The sequence below is a fragment of the Yoonia sp. genome (assembly GCF_036007805.1).
Classification (GTDB): Bacteria; Pseudomonadota; Alphaproteobacteria; order Rhodobacterales; family Rhodobacteraceae; genus Yoonia.
The window spans coordinates 1-2,170 of the sequence record NZ_DASYOK010000269.1; the positions used below are offsets into that span (position 1 = coordinate 1).

Below are 2,170 nucleotides of genomic sequence, written 5' to 3' on the forward strand. Positions count from 1 at the left end.
GCGTAGATATCATAACCCGCCACGTCCTGACGTGCGAGGTTGAACACCCGCGCCGCATTCGCCTCTTCCGCTGCAGGGATCACGAAGACCTCGCGGAAGGCCACGACCTCATCCTTGGTGACCTGCCCGTCTGCCTTGGCCATTTTTGCGCCCAGCGCGATCACGGCAATGGCAAATGCCACCGTCCGGTCCGGTGTCGCACGCAGCTTTTCAAAGACAGCCGACAGCCCCTCACCTTTGGCGAGTGCCGCGATTGCTTCGGCCATGCGGGACCAAATCGACATAAAGTAGGGTCCTTTTTACAGGCGTTTTTGCATCAGGACGAGATCAATCCACCGCCCAAACTTGAACCCCACTTCGGGCAATCTTGCAACCTCTGCGAACCCCATACGGGCATGAAAGGCAACAGCACCAGCGTTCTCGGCGCTGCATCCGGCGAACATGCTGTGCTTGCCAGCGGCCGCCGCATGGGCGCAAAGCGCCTCCATCAACTGCCGCCCGCCACCCTGTCCGTGGCCGTCCCTGTGCAACATGACCGTGTGCTCGACTGTGAAACGATAGCCTTCACCACCCCGAAACGGGAAATAGCGGGCAAAGCCCAAAATGCGGCCCGAAACCTCCCAGACCAGACAATCCTGCGCTGTCAGATCAGCCACTTCCCCCTCGGATTTCTCGACCGGATTGAAAGTGATTGTTGTCTCGCGGATCGCATGGTTCCAGATCGCGGCGATCTGTGGCGCATCTGCACGGGTCGCGGCACGGATCATGCCAGTGTCCTGACCCCGCTGGGGGTGTCGAAGGTGGCGCAAAGGCCGAACGGCCCTGTAACCATCTCAACGCGGCTGTCGGCAAGGTCCATCATCTGCATCAGGTCGGCCGCATCAGGGTGGCTGACTTCCAATTTGCGCAACCGCACACCGCTTGGCGTCAGCCGTGCGCTGGGATGCTGCATGCCGGCGCCCCATTCAATCAACGTCGGAAAGGCCCCCTGATACGGCAGGCTGCCATCATCGGGGACAGTGATTTGCCACTGCAAATCGCCCCGCGTCAAAGCGCGTGCGCTTCCCGCCGCGGCAGGTGCTTTGGCCAAGGCCACCGCCAGATCATCGGTCTGGCAAATCCAGTTCGCAAGGCGCGGTGGGCCGGTAAAATCATCCAGCCCGAACCACGCATGGCCCGCCTCTGGCACGGCGCCCGGTTCCTTCGCAATTACCTCGAAATAGAGCCCGTCGGCCAAACCGAGCAACGTATTGTAAGTGCCATAACGCGGATGTTGCCCGCCGGGTTGCAGGGTCACGCCCAGCTGTTCCTCGACCCACGCCGTACCTTCGGCAAGGTCGGTACAGGCGACGGCAAGATGGTCCAGTTTGATCATCATCCGCTCCTACACGCGCGCACTGCGGATCAGGTTCAGAATATCCGCCGCCGCTTTGGGAATGTTCGTGCCTGGTCCGAAAATCGCCTTCACGCCGCTATCATAAAGGAACTGATAGTCCTGCTGCGGGATCACCCCGCCACAGATCACGATGATATCGTCCGCACCCGCATCTTTCAGCGCCTGCACCAGTTTCGGCGCAAGGGTCTTATGCCCCGCCGCTTGCGAGGAAATCCCGATCACATGCACGTCATTGTCGATCGCATCCTGTGCGGCCTCGGCAGGGGTCTGGAACAACGGCCCGACATCCACATCAAAGCCGATATCGGCAAAGGCGGTGGCGATCACCTTGGCCCCGCGGTCATGCCCGTCCTGCCCCATCTTGACGACAAGCATACGCGGGCGGCGCCCCTCTTCTTCTGCGAATTTTTCAACGCTTTCCTGAATAGCGGCAAAGCCTGCGTCGCCCTCATAGGCTGCGCCGTAAACGCCCGCCAATGTCTTCACCTCGGCGCGGTGCCGTCCGAATGCTTTTTCCATGGCCATGCTAATCTCTCCGACTGTGGCGCGGGCGCGTGATGCATCGACCGCTGCCTCCAACAGGTTGCCGCCTTCGTTCGCGCGGCGCGTGATTTCCGTCAGGGCCGCTTCACAAGCCGCCTCATCACGGGCAGCTTTGGTGGCCTCGATCCGTGCGATCTGCGACAGGCGCACCGCCTCGTTATCGATATCAAGGATATCAATCGGATCCTCGTTGTCCTTGCGGTACTTGTTGACGCCAACAACCACTTCGGT

At 60.8% G+C, this 2,170-nt stretch carries 4 protein-coding genes; all 4 read right to left on the minus strand.

The features are described 5' to 3' along the window. A partial coding sequence (locus VGP75_RS14485; RefSeq protein WP_327544339.1) for a TerB family tellurite resistance protein occupies window positions 1-284 on the minus strand: 284 nt, incomplete at its 3' end. A gap of 15 nt (window positions 285-299) precedes the next feature. Then, entirely contained in the window at window positions 300-767 is a 468-nt protein-coding gene (locus tag VGP75_RS14490) for a GNAT family N-acetyltransferase (protein ID WP_327544340.1), read from the minus strand. Further along, window positions 764-1,375 carry a VOC family protein gene (locus VGP75_RS14495; RefSeq protein ID WP_327544341.1) on the minus strand — a complete coding sequence of 204 codons (612 nt, stop codon included), beginning with the start codon at window positions 1,373-1,375 and terminating at the stop codon, window positions 764-766. The genes VGP75_RS14490 and VGP75_RS14495 overlap by 4 nt, the downstream gene beginning before the upstream one ends. Window positions 1,376-1,384: 9 nt before the next feature. Then, window positions 1,385-2,170 (minus strand): methylmalonyl-CoA mutase family protein (locus tag VGP75_RS14500; protein WP_327544342.1); only part of this gene is annotated, 786 nt, incomplete at its 5' end.